Origin of the sequence: Aeromonas sp. QDB31 (genome assembly GCF_027707605.1) — a bacterium.
GTDB lineage: Bacteria > Pseudomonadota > Gammaproteobacteria > Enterobacterales > Aeromonadaceae > Aeromonas > Aeromonas media.
In genome coordinates this window covers 25,764-43,566 of the sequence record NZ_JAPCIX010000004.1, presented here as the reverse complement: position 1 = coordinate 43,566, position 17,803 = coordinate 25,764, and the positions used below count along the sequence as shown (strand labels likewise).

The window sequence follows — 17,803 nt, the reverse complement described above, 5'->3', positions numbered from 1 at the left end:
AGAAAGGAGCCGGAGTTTGGCCGATAAAAAGCTGTTTACTCCTTTGTCAGGTACGCAACGGATCTTCGAGGCCGTCTTGATCGCCATCACGCTGATGGCTGCCTATCTCTTGCTTGCCCTGTTGACCTACCATCCCGCCGATCCCGGTTGGTCCCAGACCTCCTGGCAGGGAGAGGTGAAGAACCTCGCGGGCAGCGCCGGTGCCTGGCTCGCCGACATCACCATGTTCACCTTCGGGGCCTTCTCCTATCTGGTACCTCCCCTGGTGGTACTGCTCGGCTGGAGCCTGTTCTGGCGCCCGAGCCGGCTGCTGGAGGTGGACTATCTCACCCTGTCGGTGCGCATCATCGGCTTTGTCTTGACGGTGCTCGGGATGTCCGCCATCGCCAGCATGAACTTCAATGACTTGCAGAATTTCTCCGCAGGCGGCCTGGTGGGGGATGTGATCGCCTCCGCCGTGGTGCCCCTCTTTGGTGGGGTCGGGGCCAACCTGATGTTGCTCTGCTTCGTGGCCACCGGCATCACCCTGTTCACCGGCTGGTCCTGGCTCACCATAGTCGAGCGGATCGGGGCCACCTGCACCGGCAGCGTCAGCGCCATCTACCATTTCCCGACGACCCTGGGTCGCTGGCTCACCGGCGGCTGGCGCCAGCCCCGTTTTGAGGGGCCGGATCCCCTGCTGGAGGGGGGCGTGGGCGCCCTCGATCTCGACGACGAAGAGGACGAGCCCCATAGCAGCTGGACGCGCAACCCCAAGGCCAAGGGGAGCCAGAAGTCAAAATCTGACGAATGGCTGCCGGAGCTCGATGACGACACCTTCCAGTTCGATCCGCAATTCGATGATGAAGAGGACGAGCCGGCGCCCGTGGCCAGACCCAAGCGCGCCGCCGTTGCCAATGCCCGCCGTCAGCCGGCCCTGGCCGATGACGGGGATGACGAACTCGATCTGCCCTGGGCGGAAGGGGAGGAGGCTGCCGCGCCTGCGGTGGTCGCACCGGTCAAGCCCAAGCGTCGCCCCCAGCCCGCCATGGCGCCGCTGCCGAGCATAGAGCTGCTCGACCGCCCGCCCGCCAAGACCCAGATGATGAGCAAGGACGAGCTGGACCGCATGGGCCGGCTGGTAGAAGCGAAACTCGCCGACTACAACGTGCAGGCCAAGGTGGTCGGCGTCTATCCGGGCCCCGTCATCACCCGCTTCGAGCTGGATCTGGCGCCGGGCATGAAGGCGAGCAAGATCACCAACCTCTCCCGGGATCTCGCCCGTTCCCTCTCCGCCAGCAGTGTGCGGGTGGTGGAGGTTATCCCGGGCAAGACCTTTGTCGGCATCGAGCTGCCCAACCGGGTGCGCCAGACCGTCTACCTGCGTGAGACCCTGGACTGCGAGGCCTTCTCTGGCAGCCACAATCCGCTGACCATGGGGCTGGGGCAGGACATCGCGGGGGAACCCGTGGTGGTGAACCTGGCCAAGATGCCTCACCTGCTGGTGGCCGGTACCACTGGCTCGGGCAAGTCGGTGGGGGTCAACACCATGATCATCTCCATGCTCTACAAGTCGACGCCGGACGATCTGCGCTTCATCATGATCGACCCCAAGATGCTGGAGCTCTCTGTCTACGAAGGGATCCCCCATCTGCTGACCGAGGTGGTCACCGACATGAAGGATGCCGCCAACGCCCTGCGCTGGTGCGTGGGCGAGATGGAACGTCGCTACAAGCTGATGTCCGCAGTCGGGGTGCGCAACCTCAAGGGTTACAACGACAAGGTGCTGGCCGCGGCCGCCGAGGGCGAGCCCCTGCGGGATCCCTTGTGGCGTCCGGGTGACTCCATGGATCAGATGCCGCCTGAGCTGGAAAAACTGCCCCACATAGTGGTGGTGGTGGACGAGTTCGCCGACATGATGATGATCGTCGGCAAGAAGGTGGAAGAGCTCATTGCCCGTATCGCCCAGAAGGCGCGGGCAGCCGGTATTCACCTCATTCTCGCGACCCAGCGCCCCTCGGTGGATGTGATCACCGGCCTCATCAAGGCCAACATCCCGACCCGGATCTCCTTCCAGGTGTCGAGCAAGATTGACTCGCGCACCATCCTGGATCAGGGCGGCGCCGAATCCCTGCTCGGCATGGGGGACATGCTCTACATGCCCGCCGGCACCTCCAACCCGACCCGGGTCCACGGCGCCTTCGTCGATGACCACGAGGTGCACAAGGTGGTGGCGGACTGGAAACTGCGCGGCGAGCCGAACTACATCGAGGAGATCCTCTCCGGTGAGTCGGATGGCGAGGGCGGTGGCGGCGAGTACGGCGGCGGTGGTGACGAGGAGCTGGATCCCCTGTTCGACGAGGCGGTCGCCTTCGTGGTGGAATCCCGCCGTGGCTCGACCTCCAGCGTGCAGCGCAAGTTCAAGATTGGTTACAACCGGGCGGCGCGTCTCATCGAGCAGATGGAAAACCAGGGCATCGTCAGCTCTCCGGGGGGCAACGGCCAGCGCGATGTGCTGGCACCGCCCCCGGTGCGTGATTAAGCCTTCATATCATCCTGGCCATGTCTGCGGACATGGCCTTTTATCTGGCCCTCTTCAACGGGAATCGCGATGAAAAAAGCATTATTGATGGGTTCTGTACTGTTGCTTGCCAGCAGCCAGGTGTGGGCCGATGCGGCCAGCGATCTCAAGCAGAAGCTGACGGGTGTCAGCCTGTTCTCGGCCAAGTTTGCCCAGACCGTCTATGACAGCAAGGGCAAGGAGCTGCAGAAGGCGAGCGGCACCCTGCTGGTGCAGCGCCCCAACCGCTTCAACTGGCACACCACGACCCCGGACGAGAGCCTGATCGTGGCGGACGGCAAGGATGTGTGGGTCTATGACCCCTTCGTCGAACAGGTCACCGCCCTCAAGATGAAGGATGCGGTACTCAACACCCCCTTCGTGCTCATCGCCGGCAATGATGTCGGGCTCTGGAAGAACTACGACGTGACCCAGGAGGGGGACGTCTACACCGTCACCAGCCGCAACAAGGACGAGCTGATCGCCTCCTTCCGCATCACCTTCGACCGTCAGAACAACATCAGCCGGTTCGACGTGAAAGAGGCGCAGGGGCAGTGGAGCGAATTCACCTTGAGCAGCTTCAACCGCAAGCCGGTGCTCAAGGGCAACGAGTTCGTGTTCAAGACGCCTGCGGGGGTCACGCTGGACGATCAGCGCTGATGAGCAGGCGGTCGCTGGATTTTTCGCCAGTGCGTCTGTCAACGGCGGCGGGCGTGACGCAGGGGGTCAATACAGATGAGTAACCTCTTATTGGATTTCTCGTCGGACTTTCGTCCGCTGGCGGCCAGGATGCGGCCGCAGAACCTGGATCAGTACATAGGCCAGCAGCACATCCTGGGGGCTGACAAGCCTCTGCGCAAGGCGATCCTGGCGGGGCACTGCCACTCCATGATCCTGTGGGGACCGCCCGGCACCGGCAAGACCACGCTGGCCGAGCTGATGGCCCACTACTGCCAGGCCGAGGTGGAGCGGCTCTCCGCGGTCACCTCCGGCATCAAGGAGATCCGCGCCGCCATCGACAAGGCGAAGGAGAACAGCTGGCGCGGGGTGCGCACCATCCTCTTCGTGGACGAGGTGCACCGCTTCAACAAGAGCCAGCAGGATGTGTTCCTGCCCCACATCGAAGACGGCACCATCACCTTCATCGGCGCCACCACCGAAAATCCCTCGTTCGAACTCAACAACGCACTGCTCTCCCGGGCCCGGGTCTACCTGCTCAAACGGCTGGAGGAGGAGGACATCCTCGCCATGATCGATCAGGCGATGACAGACCCCCGTGGCCTCAATGACCCCAGCCTCACCTTTGCCCCCGGCGTCAAAGCGGCGCTGGCCAAAGCCGTGGATGGGGACGGGCGCAAGTCCCTCAACTACCTGGAGATCCTGGCCGACATGGCCGAGGCCAATGGGACAGGGGAGAGGGTGATCGACAGCGCCCTGCTCGCCGCCGTGGTGGGGGAGCACGTGGCGCGCTTCGACAAGGGCGGCGATCACTTCTACGACCTCATCTCGGCGGTGCACAAGTCCATTCGCGGCTCGGCGCCGGATGCGGCCCTCTACTGGTATGCCCGCATGGTGAGTGCCGGTTGCGATCCCCTCTATATCGCCCGCCGCTTGCTGGCGATTGCCTCGGAAGATGTGGGCAATGCCGATCCCCGTGCCATGCAGGTGGCGCTGTCTGCCTGGGACTGCTTCCACCGCATAGGTCCGGCGGAAGGGGAGCGGGCCATCGCCCAGGCCATCGTCTACCTCGCCTGCGCTCCCAAGAGCAATGCGGTCTACACCGCCTGGAAGGCGGCGCTCAATGACGCCAAAAACCTGCCGGACTTCGAGGTGCCGCCGCACCTGCGCAACGCCCCCACCAAGCTGATGAGCGAGCTCGGCTATGGCGCCGAGTACCGTTACGCCCACGACGAGCCCGGCGCCTATGCCGCCGGCGAGGAGTACTTCCCGCCAGAATTGGCCGGCAAGCACTACTACCAGCCCACCGATCGGGGCCTCGAGAAGCAAATCACCCAAAAGCTCGATTACCTGCGCGAGCTGGACCGGCAGAGCCCGCGTCAAAGAGACAAGTAAAGACACGTTGTCCGGGCAGCATGGCGATCCCTCGGATCGGCGAAGATAAGCCTGCCGATGCCGTCAAACTTGGCAAAAACGACAGCAATACGCCCTGTTCGGGCGGGGGGGCGGTCTGCTACACTGCCCCTCTGACCCCGCTTGTCTTGGCCTTGCACCATCTTCTTGATTTAGAAGGCCCGATTCCGAAGACATAGGGGTGCGCCAACCGACGTTAACTTCCGGATCTGTTTTCTCGCCAGGGCGGATGACCCAGGCCCAGATCCCATTAAAAAAGTAGGTAAACCATGCTGGATCCCAAATATCTGCGCAGCGATATCGAAGAAGCTGCCGCTCGTCTGGCGACACGTGGCTACGCGCTGGACGTAGCGGCTGTCAATGCTCTGGAAGAGAAACGCAAGGATCTGCAGTCCCGTACCCAGGAGCTGCAGGCCGAGCGCAACGCCCGCTCCAAGTCCATCGGTGAGGCTGCCCGTCGCGGCGAAGATGTGGCTCCGCTCAAGGCCGAAGTGACCAAGATCAACGACGAGCTGGAGACCAGCAAGGTCGCGCTCGAGGCTCTGCTGGCCGACATCAAGGCCATCTCAGACGCCATCCCCAACCTGCCGAGCGACACCACCCCGGTGGGCCGCGACGAGAACGACAACGTGGAAGTACGCCGCTGGGGCACCCCGCGCGAGTTCAGCTTCCCAGTGCGCGATCACATCGATCTGGGTGAAGCGGCCAAGGGCGTGGACTTCAAGAACGGCGTCAAGCTCTCCGGTGCCCGTTTTGTGGTGATGAAGGGTCAGATTGCCCGCCTGCACCGCGCGCTGGCGCAGTTCATGCTGGACCTGCACACCCTGCAGCACGGCTACACCGAATGCTACGTGCCCTATCTGGTGAACCCGGACAGCCTGTACGGCACCGGCCAACTGCCGAAATTCTCCCAGGACCTGTTCAACACAGGTATCGAGGGCGAAGGGGAAGACGAAGGCAAGGTGCGCAAGTTCTCCCTCATTCCTACCTCCGAAGTGCCGCTCACCAACATGGCCCGCGACGAGATCTTCGACGAGCAGGAACTGCCCATCAAGATGACCGCCCACAGCCCCTGCTTCCGCTCCGAAGCCGGCTCTTATGGCCGTGACACCCGCGGCCTCATCCGCATGCACCAGTTCGACAAGGTCGAGATGGTCCAGCTGGTGCACCCGGAGAAGTCCTGGGATGCGCTGGAAGAGATGGTGGGTCACGCCGAGAAGGTGCTGCAACTGCTGGAGCTGCCGTATCGCGTGATGGCGCTCTGTACCGGTGACATGGGCTTCTGCGCCGCCAAGACCTACGATCTGGAAGTGTGGCTGCCGGCCCAGAACACCTACCGCGAGATCTCGTCCGTCTCCAACTGTACCGACTTCCAGGCGCGCCGCATGCAGGCCCGCGTGCGTGTCGACGGCAAGCCGCAACTGCTGCACACCCTGAACGGCTCCGGCCTGGCGGTAGGGCGCACCCTGGTGGCGGTGATCGAGAACTACCAGCAGGAAGACGGCCGTATCGCCATCCCGGCGGCGCTGCAGTCCTACATGGGTGGCCTGACCCACATCGGCTAAGTCCCCCTTGCTCAGCACAACGCCATGGCCATGCCATGGCGTTGTGCATTTGGGCGCCAGTCGCCCTCTCGGCAGGGGACGAGAGTGGTCTCTTTCGGCGCTCAGTTGAACCTTTAACACATTTTTATCAAGCATTGCGCAATCGTTTTTGTTAGACTGCGCCGCAATTTCGCAGGACATCTTTTTCTATGGTCTGGATTGATTACGCCATCATCGGCATCGTCGGTTTCTCTGCCCTCATCAGCCTGGTGCGCGGCTTCCTGAAGGAAGCCATGTCCCTCGTCACCTGGTTCGTCGCCTTTTTCATTGCCAGCCATTTCTATCCGGATCTCGCCGTCTACTTCACCTCTTTCTCCGACGCCATGGTGCGCAACGGCCTCGCCATCGCCGCCCTGTTCGTGGCGACCCTGATCCTGGGGAGCGTGGTCAACTACGTGGTGGGCCTGCTGGTGGAAAAGACGGGACTTTCCGGCACCGACAGAGTGTTGGGGGTCTGTTTTGGCGCCATTCGCGGGGTACTGATCGTCAGTGCCCTGCTGTTTTTCATGGATACCTTCACCAGCCTCTCCCAGAGCGACTGGTGGGTGGCGTCCAAACTGGTTCCCGAGTTCAAGCCGGTGATCCAGTGGTTTTTCGGGTTCATGCTGAACTCGTCCAGTTTTCTTCAACAGGTACAGTGACTTCGAGGTAGCAAAGACATGTGCGGTATTGTCGGTATAGTTGGCACCACCCCCGTCAATCAGGCCCTCTACGACGCCTTGACGGTGTTGCAGCACAGGGGACAGGATGCCGCCGGGATCGTGACCATTGACAGTGGAAACTTCCGGCAACGCAAGGCCAACGGCCTGGTGAAGGATGTGTTTGAAGTGCGCCACATGCAGCGACTGAAGGGGCATATCGGCATAGGACATGTCAGATATCCCACCGCAGGCAGCTCCAGTGCCGCTGAAGCCCAACCCTTTTACGTGAACTCTCCCTACGGCATGGTGCTGGCCCATAATGGCAACCTCACCAACGCCAAGGATCTCAAGGAGCAGCAGTTCAAGGTGGCCCGCCGCCACATCAATACCACCTCCGATTCGGAAGTGCTGCTGAACGTGCTGGCCCACGAGCTGGATCTGTGCGACAAGATGGCGCTGCGGCCGGAAGACATCTTCTCTGCGGTGCGCAAGGTGCACCAGCAGATCCGCGGCGCCTATGCGGTGGTCTCGCTGGTGATTGGCCACGGTCTCATCGGCTTCCGCGATCCCAACGGCATCCGCCCGCTGATCCTGGGTCGTCGCGCTGACGAGCAGGGCCAGGTGGAGTACATGCTCGCCTCCGAGAGCGTGGCGCTTGACGCCATCGGTTTCGAGACGGTGCGTGACGTCGCTCCGGGCGAGGCCATCTACATCACAGAGCAGGGCCAGCTCTTCTCCGAGCAGTGTGCGGAAAACCCGCAGATGAGCTCCTGCATCTTCGAGTACGTCTACTTCGCGCGCCCCGATTCGTGCATCGACAAGGTCTCCGTCTATGCCGCCCGTCTCAACATGGGCCGCAAGCTGGGCAAGAAGATTGCACGGGAGTGGGAAGATCTCGACGTGGACGTGGTCATCCCCATCCCCGAAACCTCCTGTGACGTGGCGCTGGAAATCGCCCATACCCTGGGCCTGCCTTACCGTCAGGGCTTCGTGAAGAACCGCTACATAGGTCGTACCTTCATCATGCCGGGCCAGACCCAGCGCAAGAAGTCGGTGCGTCGCAAACTCAACGCCATCAGCTCCGAATTCAAGGGCAAGAAGGTGTTGCTGGTGGATGACTCCATCGTCCGTGGCACCACCTCCGAGCAGATCATCCAGATGGCCCGTGAAGCAGGGGCGGCCAAGGTCTATTTCGCCTCGGCGGCACCGGAAATCCGCTTCCCCAACGTCTACGGCATCGACATGCCCACCGCCAACGAGCTGATCGCCCATGGCCGTGAAGTGGAAGAGGTGTGCAAGTTGATCGGCGCCGATGGCCTGATCTTCCAGGATCTGGAAGATCTGGAAGAGGCGGTGCGGGAGATCAACCCCGAGCTGCGCCACTTCGAGACCTCGGTGTTCAATGGCCACTACGTGACCTCGGACGTGGATCAGGGTTATCTGGACCACCTGAACGCCCTGCGCAGCGACGACAACAAGGCGGTGCGCGAGTGGCAGGAAGGGACCAGCAACCTGGAGATCTTCAACGAAGGCAGTTAAACGTTTTCTGACTGTCGTCGACATGAAACAGAGATGGAGGCCCGGGCCCCCATCTCTGTTTTTGTCTCTGTCGCAAGCCGCCCCTTACTCTGCGGGGCGGCCCTCAGGCCAGATCTTCCCCGTTGCTGGCGATGACCTTCTGGTACCACCAGAACGACTTCTTGCGCCTGCGCGCCAGGGTGCCCTGGCCGGCATCGTCCCTGTCCACATGGACGAAGCCGTAGCGCTTGCTCATCTCGCCGGTGGAGGCGGAAACGAGATCGATGCAGCCCCAGCTGGTGTAGCCCAACAGCGGTACCCCGTCTTCGATGGCATCCCCCATGGCGCGGATGTGCGCGCGCAGGTAGTCGATGCGATAGTCGTCCTCTATCTCGCCATAGGTGTTGATCTCGTCCACGGCTCCCAGGCCGTTCTCCACCAGGAACAGGGGTTTCTGGTAGCGATCGTACAGGCTGTTCATGGTGATGCGAAGGCCGAGGGGGTCTATGCCCCAACCCCACTGGCTCACCTCGATGTGGGGATTGCGCAGGGACTTGACCACGTTGGCGGCGCTGGTGTTGCCCGCATTCATGTCGGCCGAGGCGCAGCGGGAGGCGTAGTAGCTGAAGGAGACGAAATCGACGCTGTGTTTGAGGATCTCATCATCCTCCGGCGCCTTGACGAGCTGGATCCCCTTCTCGCGAAACACCCGGGCGGCATAGGCCGGGTAGGCGCCTCTTGCCTGCACGTCGATGAACAGCAGGTTCTCACGCTCCTTTTGCAGCGCGGCCCAGACATCTTCCGGCTTGCAGGAGTAGGGGTAGAAGCTGCCCCCCGCCAGCATGCAGCCCACCTGGTTGGCCGGGTTCACCTCGTGGGCAATTCGGGTCGCCAGGGCGCTCGCGACCAGCTCGTGGTGGGCGGCCTGGTATTTGACCTGCTCCTGGTGCTCCCCTTTCTCGAACACCAGGCCGGCGCCGGAGAAGGGGCTGTGCAGCAGGATGTTGATCTCGTTGAAGGTGAGCCAGTACTTCACCAGGCCGTCGAATTGCTCGAAGCAGGTGCGGGCATAGCGGGTGAAAAAGTCCACCATCTGGCGGTTGCGCCAGGAGCCGTACTCCACCACCAGGTGCATGGGCACGTCGAAGTGGCACAGGGTCACCAGGGGCTCGATGTTGTACTTTCTGCACTCCTCGAACAGCGCCCGGTAGAAGGCGATGCCCTCGGGGTTGGGTTCTTGCTCGTCGCCGTTCGGGTAGAGCCGGCTCCAGGCGATGGAGGTGCGAAACACGGTGAAGCCCATCTCGGCCATCAGGGCGATGTCTTCCTTGTAGCGGTGGTAGAAATCTATGGCCTCGTGGCTTGGGTAGAACTCGTCATCCCGCAGGGTGAAGCGCTTCTCCTGGCCAAGCTTGACCGCCATGCGGTTGGCGCCATGGGGGATCATGTCGACCGTGGTCAGCCCCTTGCCCCCCTCGCGATGGCCGCCTTCCGCCTGGTTGGCGGCCAGGGCGCCGCCCCAGAGGAAATCCTGGGGAAATCTGGTTATCGACATCGGTTACCTCTTGTCATGTCGGATGATTTGAATTCACAGGCTGGTGGCCGGCTGGCCCGGCATGGCCGCGTCGGCCTGGGCTGGCGTCTGGGGTGCCTGCTCCTGTACCGGTATGTCTTCAAAGCCCATCACCAGGGTCAGCACGAAGGAGAGCACCACGGAGAGCGCCATCACGGCGAACACCCAGGCGATGCTTATGGGGTTGGCCGGATCGAAGAACTGCACGCTGGTGAAGAGCCCGGGGGCCGCCATGGAGTGGCTGGCGAGCCCGGCCATGCCCGCGACGGCGCCGCAGATGAAACCGCTGATGAGGCTGGCGATGAGGGGGCGCTTCAATCGCAGGGCGACGCCGTAGAGGGCAGGTTCGGAGATCCCCGCCATGATGGCGGAGGCGGCCGCCGCCAGTGCAGTCTGGCGCAGCTCGGGGTTTTTGGTGCGCCAGGCGACGGCCAGGGAAGAGCCGCCGAGGGAGAGGTTAGCGCCTATCTCAGAGGGCATCACCATGCCTTCCTTGCCGGTCTCGGCGATGGTCTGAATGATGGTCGGGGTGAAGACGCGGTGCATGCCGGTCATCACCAGCAGAGGCCAGAGCGCGCCCATGATGGCCACCGACAGCCAGCCCAGGTAGTCGTGGACCGTGTAGACCAGGCCCGAGATGGCGGTGCCAATCCAGATGCCGATGGGGCCAATGAGCAGGATGGCGAGCGGCGCCGCAATCAGCACTATCAGCATGGGCTTCAAGAAGTTCTTGGTCACCGCCGGGGTGATGCGATCGATCCAGCGCTCTATGTAGGAGAGGCACCAGGTCATCACCAGGGCCGGGATCACTGTGTAGGTGTATTTCACCGCGGTGACCGGGATCAGGGCGAAGGTCACCTGTTCACCCTCGGCGGCCCTGGCCATCAGCTCGATGAAGCTGGGGTGCACCAGCACGCCGGCGATGGCGATGGCGAGCGACATATTGGTCTTGAACTTGACGGCGGCGGAGGCGGCCACCATCAGGGGCAGGAAGAAGAAAGCGCCGTCACCGGCCACCGCGAGTATGGTGAGGGTCGAGGAACCTTTCTCCAGCACGCCGGTCATCTCCAGCACCATGGCCAGCAGCTTGAGCATGGAGCCACCGATGATGGCCGGGATGAGCGGCGACATGGTGCCGATCAGGGCGTCGAGGATGGCGGCGCCCATGCGGCGCAGGCTGAAACCTGGCTTGGCCGCTGGCACGTCTCCCTGTGCGCCTTCCGGCAACTGGGCAAGCACCTCGCGATAGGCGTGGGAGACCATGTTGCCGATGATCACCTGGCACTGGTTATCACTGCTGACCACCCCAAGTACCCCGGCAGTGGCCTTGAGCATTGGACTGTCCACCTGGGTGGGGTCTTGCAGCACGAAGCGTAGGCGCGTCATGCAGTGGGTCACGGCGATTATGTTGCCGGTTCCGCCGAGGGCCGTGATGACCTTGCCGGCCAGGGCCGCGTAGTTCTTTGACATCTAATCGTATCCTTTTTACCAAATGAGGCCTGTCGAACCCCGTCATTGACGACGGGAAGGACGGGAATGAAACTGCATTGTGGAACCGGTTCCACACAGCATGCTCAGTTTCATACTCACAGACAAGACGGTCGCACCGCCATTGTGCAGAAGCGTGAATGGGATCACTGAAAGGGGGGGCTGCGCCCATTCTCGTTAGCACAAGCGGGTCCCGTGCAGTACACTGCGGCCCGTCGAGAAGAGGGGAAGATGATGACGACTATGCTGGAGGTGGCGAAGCGGGCAGGGGTGTCGAAGGCGACTGTCTCCCGGGTACTGTCGGGCAATGGTTATACCAGTCAGGAGACCCGGGATCGGGTGTTCCAGGCCATAGAGGAGAGCGGCTATCGCCCCAACCTGCTGGCCAGGCAGCTGGCCACCAAAAACACCCAGACTCTGGGCTTGGTGGTGACCAACACCCTCTATCACGGCGTCTATTTCAGCGAGCTGCTCTCCCACGCGGCGCGGCTGACCGAAGATCGGGGCCGCCAGCTGATCCTGGCCGACGGCAAGCACAGCGCCGAGGAGGAGCGACAGGCCATCCAGTACCTGCTCGACTCCCGCTGTGACGGCGTCATCATCTACCCGCGTTTTCTCAGCGTCGAGGAGATGGACGAGCTCATCGAGCAGCACTCCCAGCCCATCATGGTGCTCAACCGGCGGCTGCGGCGCCACCCGGCGCACTGCGTCTACTCCGATCAGCAGGCTGCCGCCGCGGCCGTGGTGGAGAGGCTGGTCGGGATGGGGCACAGCGACATCGCCTTCATCACGGGCTCGGCGGATTCCCCCACCGGCATGGAGCGCCTCGCCGGCTACCGCGAGGCCCTTGCTCTGCACGGTATTCCCGTGCAAGAGGCGCTGATCGCCCCCGGCAAGTGGACGCCCGCCTGCGGCGCGGCCGCCGTCTCGACCCTGCTGGCGCGCGGGATGAGCTTCACTGCCCTGATCGCCAGCAATGATGACATGGCGATCGGTGCCATCAAGCAGTTGCACGAGTGCGGCGTGTCGGTGCCGGAGCAGGTCTCCGTGGTGGGGTTCGACGACATCGCCCTGGCTCCCTACGTCATTCCGTCGCTGGCCAGCGTCAAGATGCCGGTGACCGAGATGATCCAGGAGACCATCAGCCGGCTGATCACCATGGTGGAGGAGGGGGAGCCCGAGGCGCTGCCCTCTTTCAGTGGCAAGCTGGTCCGGCGCGATTCCCTCAAACGCCTGCTGGAGTGAGGCTGCCTCTGTGCTGGGCAGGCGGGGCGGGATCCGTTAGCATGGGCCCCCTTCGCGGGCTTCGCCCGCCGTATCAAGCCGCATCAAAATATGCCAATCAAGACCAACCAGAGAGTACAAGAGTTCAGATGGATGACCTGCTAGCCCCCGTTCGCCAGTTCCTGTATTGCGAGACCCCGGATGAGTGGGTGGAGATGGCGCGGGACCCCGCCCAGTTGCCGACCCTGCTCATCGATCACGCCAACTGCGAGAACAAGGCCGCCCTGACGGCCCACAGCCTGGTGCGCCGCTACTGCCTGCCCAAGGAGAAGCGGCACCTGCTGCCCAAGCTCGAATTTTACCGTGAGCTGGACGCCATCCCCGAGAAGGCCGAGATCCTCGGCAAACGCACCATGGGCGAGTCCGACAGAAGCGTGTTCGCCGAGCTCGAACGCAATCCCCTGCTGTTCCCCATGGTGCGGCTCATTCAGGAGGAGCTGCACCACTTCGAGCAGGTGCTGGAGATCATGCAGGCCCGCGGCATCCCCTACGGCCCCGTCACCGCCTCCCGCTATGCCCGCAGCCTGCTGGCCCACGTGCGCACCTACGAGCCGGCGGCCGTGGTGGACAAGATGATCATCGGCGCCTACATAGAGGCGCGCTCCTGCGAGCGCTTTGCGAAGATTGCCCCTCACCTTGACGAGGAGCTGGGCCGCTTCTATGTCTCCCTGCTGCGATCGGAGGCGCGCCACTACCAGGACTATCTGGCACTGGCTGAGCAATATGCCGGGGAGGATATCAGCGAGCGGATCGCCTTCTTTGGTCGTCTCGAGGCCGAGCTTATCTGCTCACCGGACCCGCAATTCAGGTTCCATAGCGGCCTGCCTGTCAGATCTGACAGTTGTTGAGCCCAGAGGGGCTGCCTACTATCTCGGTGTTCCTACTACGAGCGACGCAATCACTTTTTTGAGCGCAATCCCCCGGCGACTGATGTGACATCAGGCCGGGTTTTTTTATGCCCGGCCCATGGGCCTGAGGGGGAACGGCTGGGGATCAGCGGCGGTATTCGTTGTTGTAGTTCTGGATGAGGCGGCGGGTCACGTCGTGCTGGGGATCGGCGAAGACCCGCAAGGTCTTGCCGCGCTCCACCACCCGGCCCTCGTGCATCACCAGCACCTCGTCGCTGATGTGGCTGACGATGCCCAGATCGTTGGCCACCAGCACATAGCTCAGCCCCATGGTCTCCTGCATCTCCAGCAGCAGGTTGATGATCTGGGAGCGCACCGAGATGTCCAGGGTGGAGAGCGCCTCATCCGCGACCACGATTTTCGGGTTGAGGATCAGCGCACGCGCCAGCCCCACCCGCTGCTGCTGACCGGCGGAGAGCATCTGTGGGTAGAAGAGGGCGTGATCTGCCAGCATGCCCACCATGCGCAGGGTCTGGATCACCTTCTCCCGACGCTCCTCCTCGCTCAGGGCCGTGTTGAGGCGCAGCGGCGTCTCCAGGATCTGGCCGACCCGAATTTTTCGGTTGAGCGAGGTGTTGGGGTCCTGGAAGATCATCCGCAGCAGCTTGCAGCGGGTCTGATAGTCACCGTGAACCAGGGGCTGCCCCTCGATGGCGATCTCGCCGCCGCTCGGCTCTATCATGCCGGCCAGGATCCGCGCCAGCGTGCTCTTGCCCGAGCCTGCCTCCCCGACGATGGCTAGGGTCTGGCCCACCCCGAGATCAAACGACAGGGGCTTGATGGCCTCCACCGCCTGGCGCCGAAACAGGCCGGTGCGGTTCTGATAGGTCTTGCACAGGCCCCTGACCTGCAACAGGGCGGGTTCGATCACAGGCTTGGCTCCTTCATGACAACATTCACGTTCAGGCTCATTTCTTTGGCTCTTCCATGTTCAAGGGGAAGTGGCAGCTGGGGCATGGATGTCCCTTGGCCTAGCTGATTGGGCATGGAATGGTGATGACTCGGGTTCATTTCTTCGGCTCTTCCATGTTCAAGGGGAAGTGGCAGTTTAGAAATGGATGTCCCTTGGCCTTGCTGATTGGGCATGGGCTGGTGATGACTCGGGCTCATTTCTTCGGCTCTTCCATGTTCAAGGGGAAGTGGCAGCTAAATTGGTGTCCCTTTACCTTGCTCATCAGCGGGGTCTGCACGCACTGCTTCTGGGCATAGGGACAGCGGGGGCCGAGGCGGCAGCCGATGGGCAGGTGCTGCAGGGGGGGGATCACCCCGGGCAGGGTCTCGAGCCGGGACTTGTGGCGCACCAGCTTGTCGAAGTCGGGAATGGACTTGAGCAGGGCATCCGTATAGGGGTGACGGGGGGATTCGAGGATCTGATCCCGGGTGCCCACCTCCACCATCTGGCCGCAGTACATGATGTTGATGGTGTCGGTCAGGTTCGCGATAGCGGCGATGTCGTTGCTGATGATGAGGATGGTGGTGTTGCCCAGCTTGTTCATCTTGTCCAGCAGCCGCAGGATCTGGGAGTGGGTGGTGGACTCCATGGCGCTGGTGGGTTCATCCGCCACCAGCAGCCGCGGCTGATTGGCGATGGCCATGGCGATCATCACCTTCTGGCACATGCCGTCCGACAGCTCGTGGGGATAGGCCCGCATCACCTTGCGGTGATCCTTGACCCCGACCCGGTGCAAGAGGGCGATGGCCCGCTTCTTGCGCCACTGGAAGCGCTGCCAGAACTTGCCGGCGAAGGCGCTGGTGGGAATGGCCTCTTCCAGCTGGGTGCCTATCTCTTCCGAGGGGTCGAGACAGCTGATGGGGTCCTGGAAGATCATGGCGATCTCGCGGCCCATGATGCGACGCCGCTCCTTGGGGGCCATGGTCAGCAAGTCCATGTCGTTGAAGCGCATCCGGTCGGCACGCACCGTCCAGTTGTCCTTCTGGATGCCGACGATCACCTTGGCCACCAGGCTCTTGCCCGAGCCCGATTCTCCTACCAGGCCGCGGATCTCCCCCTCGTTCAGGGTCAGGCTGACCCTGTCCACCGCCTTGACCTTGCCCTGGGGAGTGTCGATCTCGATGGTCAGGTTGCGTATATCAAGCAAGGGCATGATGATTTCCCCCTTTTAACGGCGCGAGGGTGACTGTATCGGCTCGTGACGGCTGGGCCTGAACGCTGTACCGGCGTGAACCCGGAACCATGAGGCTGCCTCTCTTCAATGATACCCCCATCAGTCGTTCCCCTCTTTAAGCGCTTCGCGAATGCCTTCACCCACCAGGTTGGTCACCAGCACGCTGAACAGGATGGCCATGCCCGGCAGGGTCACCGTCCAGGGGGCCAGATAGATGAGATCGCTCGAATCCGCCAGCATGGCGCCCCACTCCGGCTGGGGTGACTGGGCCCCGAGGCCGAGGAAACCCACCGCCGAGATATCCAGGATGGCGGCAGAGAGGGTGCGGGTGGTCTGGGTCACCAGGGTTTCCACTATGTTCGGCAGTATGGCCAGACGCATGATCCGCAAGGGGGGCGAGCCGTCAAGGCGGCTTGCGATGATGTACTCCTTCTGCATCTCGGCGTGGACGGCGTTGTAGGTCGCCCGGATGAAAGGCGGTATCAATGCCAGCGTGATGGCGATCAGGGTATTGAACAGCCCGGGCCCCAGGATGGCGACCACTATGATGGCCAGCAGCAGGGAGGGGATGGAGAGCAGGGTATCGAGCAGGTGATGGAGCACGCTCGACTTCACCCCCTTGCTCATGCCGCCGAGGATGCCGATGGCGGAGCCGACGAGGAGCGCTATCACCACCACCAGCAAGGCGTTGCCGAAGGTGAGGCGGGCCCCCACCACCAGGCGGGAGAGGATGTCGCGGCCCAGATCGTCGGTGCCGAGGAAGTAGTCAATGTTCCCCGTGCTGGCCCAGGAGGGGGCCAGCAGCAGGCGGCCGCTGTGCTGATCATCGATGCCGTAGGGCACCACCAGGGGGCCCACCAGGGTGATGAGCAGCAGCAGGCCGAAGCACCAGAGCCCCCCCATGGCCAGCGGATTGCGGCGATAGGAGGCCCAGGTCTGCTCCAGGGGGGAGAGGATCTTGAGCTCCGGATAGATGTTCGATTTATCGTGCATGATGCAGGCTCCAGCCCTGGCCCCAGTTCAGGCAATAAGCGAGTTCAGTCTTGTTTTGCATAGAGTTCTTTGCGTCGTGCCGGATACATGATGGTGGTCAGCAACTCGGTGCTGACGCTGATGAAGATGACGAAGCTGGCCACCACCAGGAAGGCGCCGCGGATGGCGGCATAGTCCTGCAGCGCTATGCTGCTCACCAGCCAGCGGCCGATCCCGGGCCAGTCGAACACCACCTCGGTGATCATGGCGGAGGTGAGCACGCTGCCGAGCTGCAGGCCGAGCAGCGGCAACACCGGCGGCAGGGCATTCTTGAGGCCGTGGCGCCAGACGATCTGGCGGCGGGAGAGGCCGCGGCTGGCGGCGGCCTTGATGTAGTTCTGCTTCATCACGTCGATGAGGGAGCTGCGCACGTGGCGGATCACCTCTGTGGTGGGCACCACGGCTAGCACCAGAGACGGCAGCACCAGGTGACGCAGGGCGTCATGCAGCGCCGCCTCGCGCCAGGGCTCCTGGCTCATCAGCACGTCGACGATGGCGATCCCCGTGATGGAGGGAACGTCGTAGAGCAGGCTGATCTGACCCGAAGAGGGCAGCCAACCGAGATCCAGGGAGAAGAACATCACCATCAGCAGCGCCAGCCAGAAGACGGGCACGGCGTAGCCGATGAGGCCGGCGGCCATGATGGAGAGATCCAGACCGCGCCCCTGATAGAGGGCCGCCAGGGTCCCGAGCGGGATCCCCACCAGCAGCGAGATGGTAAAGGCCGCGAGACAGAGGGTCAGGGTCGCCGGGAAGTAGTGGCGGATCTCGTCCAGCACCGGCAGGCCGGAGACGCTGGAGAGGCCGAAATCCCCTTCGACGATGCGCTGCAGAAAGTCAGGATAGCCGTGCCAGAAGTCCAGCACCTGGCCGATGAGGCGAAACTCCAGCAGATAGGCCCCCAGCGTCAGCACCAGCAGGGTGATCACCAGCAGGGTGATGCGGCGCAGAATATAAAAAAACATGCTTATGCCTCCGCGTGCGGGTGCGTCGATGGGA

14 protein-coding genes are annotated in these 17,803 nt (G+C 62.8%); 8 read left to right on the top strand and 6 right to left on the bottom strand.

Annotated elements, in window-relative coordinates; all coding sequences use genetic code 11:
* The first annotated feature begins 16 nt into the window (after window positions 1–16).
* The 6 genes from PG898_RS05485 (at window position 17) to purF (ending at window position 8,414) form a co-directional block, all read left to right on the top strand.
* Entirely contained in the window at window positions 17–2,521 is a 2,505-nt protein-coding gene (locus PG898_RS05485; RefSeq protein ID WP_043132100.1) for a DNA translocase FtsK, read from the top strand.
* Window positions 2,522–2,590: 69 nt separating this feature from the next.
* Entirely contained in the window at window positions 2,591–3,199 is a 609-nt protein-coding gene (lolA, locus tag PG898_RS05480; RefSeq protein WP_043132098.1) for an outer membrane lipoprotein chaperone LolA, read from the top strand.
* A gap of 75 nt (window positions 3,200–3,274) precedes the next feature.
* Complete coding sequence (locus PG898_RS05475) at window positions 3,275–4,612, top strand: replication-associated recombination protein A (RefSeq protein WP_081934585.1); 1,338 nt, start codon at window positions 3,275–3,277, stop codon at window positions 4,610–4,612.
* Between the two features lie 287 nt (window positions 4,613–4,899).
* Window positions 4,900–6,195, top strand: coding sequence for a serine--tRNA ligase (gene serS / locus PG898_RS05470; protein ID WP_043132095.1), 1,296 nt, complete (start codon window positions 4,900–4,902; stop codon window positions 6,193–6,195).
* A gap of 188 nt (window positions 6,196–6,383) precedes the next feature.
* On the top strand, window positions 6,384–6,875 hold the full coding sequence (locus tag PG898_RS05465; protein WP_005325372.1) for a CvpA family protein: 492 nt from the start codon (window positions 6,384–6,386) through the stop codon (window positions 6,873–6,875).
* A gap of 18 nt (window positions 6,876–6,893) precedes the next feature.
* Window positions 6,894–8,414: an amidophosphoribosyltransferase gene (purF, locus tag PG898_RS05460; protein ID WP_005325371.1), complete on the top strand. Its 1,521-nt coding sequence runs from the start codon at window positions 6,894–6,896 to the stop codon at window positions 8,412–8,414.
* A 103-nt stretch (window positions 8,415–8,517) separates the two neighbouring features.
* Here purF and PG898_RS05455 read toward each other — a convergent pair whose 3' ends face one another.
* Together PG898_RS05455 and ascF are read right to left on the bottom strand one after the other, a co-directional pair.
* Window positions 8,518–9,948, bottom strand: coding sequence for a 6-phospho-beta-glucosidase (locus tag PG898_RS05455; protein WP_043132093.1), 1,431 nt, complete (start codon window positions 9,946–9,948; stop codon window positions 8,518–8,520).
* 33 nt (window positions 9,949–9,981) lie between these two features.
* Window positions 9,982–11,436 carry a PTS cellobiose/arbutin/salicin transporter subunit IIBC gene (ascF, locus tag PG898_RS05450; protein WP_043132091.1) on the bottom strand — a complete coding sequence of 485 codons (1,455 nt, stop codon included), beginning with the start codon at window positions 11,434–11,436 and terminating at the stop codon, window positions 9,982–9,984.
* 249 nt (window positions 11,437–11,685) lie between these two features.
* Here ascF and PG898_RS05445 point away from each other — a divergent pair, with 249 nt between their 5' ends.
* Window positions 11,686–12,699, top strand: coding sequence for a LacI family DNA-binding transcriptional regulator (locus PG898_RS05445; protein WP_270824450.1), 1,014 nt, complete (start codon window positions 11,686–11,688; stop codon window positions 12,697–12,699).
* 128 nt (window positions 12,700–12,827) lie between these two features.
* A complete protein-coding gene (miaE, locus tag PG898_RS05440; protein WP_043131987.1) occupies window positions 12,828–13,586 on the top strand; it encodes a tRNA isopentenyl-2-thiomethyl-A-37 hydroxylase MiaE in 759 nt (252 codons plus the stop codon).
* A 145-nt stretch (window positions 13,587–13,731) separates the two neighbouring features.
* Here the strand turns inward: miaE and PG898_RS05435 are convergent, their stop codons facing one another.
* From PG898_RS05435 to PG898_RS05420, 4 genes are all read right to left on the bottom strand, one after another.
* Entirely contained in the window at window positions 13,732–14,517 is a 786-nt protein-coding gene (locus PG898_RS05435; RefSeq protein ID WP_005325357.1) for a peptide ABC transporter ATP-binding protein, read from the bottom strand.
* Between the two features lie 235 nt (window positions 14,518–14,752).
* A complete protein-coding gene (locus PG898_RS05430; protein ID WP_005325353.1) occupies window positions 14,753–15,751 on the bottom strand; it encodes a peptide ABC transporter ATP-binding protein in 999 nt (332 codons plus the stop codon).
* A 120-nt stretch (window positions 15,752–15,871) separates the two neighbouring features.
* Window positions 15,872–16,765, bottom strand: coding sequence for an ABC transporter permease subunit (locus PG898_RS05425; RefSeq protein ID WP_005325348.1), 894 nt, complete (start codon window positions 16,763–16,765; stop codon window positions 15,872–15,874).
* A 44-nt stretch (window positions 16,766–16,809) separates the two neighbouring features.
* On the bottom strand, window positions 16,810–17,769 hold the full coding sequence (locus PG898_RS05420) for an ABC transporter permease (protein ID WP_043131985.1): 960 nt from the start codon (window positions 17,767–17,769) through the stop codon (window positions 16,810–16,812).
* Window positions 17,770–17,803: the final 34 nt, after the last annotated feature.